At 71.2% G+C, this 330-nt stretch carries 1 protein-coding gene; it reads right to left on the bottom strand.

The annotated features are described in order from the left end of the window. Positions 1-330 (bottom strand): outer membrane protein (locus tag ACLBXO_RS31855; protein ID WP_447687932.1); only part of this gene is annotated, 330 nt, incomplete at both ends.

Raw genomic sequence — 330 nt, 5'->3', positions numbered from 1 at the left:
CGGCCGAGGAGCGGAAGAAGTTCAGGAACGAGTCGGTGGGCAGGGCGTACTCGACGCCGCCGCCGACCGCGTAGCCGTTGCGGAAGCTGCTGCGGAAGTTGCGGCCGGCGAAGTTCTGGTCGTCCTGGCCGGAGCCGTAGGCGTAGCCGCCGGTGCCGTACACGAGGGTGCGGTCGAAGGCGTAGCCGAGGCGGCCGCGGGCAGTGCCGAAGTAATCCAGGCCGTTGCCGCTGGTCGCCACGTAGGCGCGCGGCGCCGAGAAGGCGAAGCCCGGGGTGCCGGCAAGCCCATAGTTGAGCGTGCCGTTGGCGCGGCGGGCGAAGTCGACGT

The organism is Methylobacterium sp. C33D (assembly GCF_053345825.1).
Note: the sequence above shows the minus strand (reverse complement) of the source record. Positions and strands in the feature narration are given on the sequence as shown.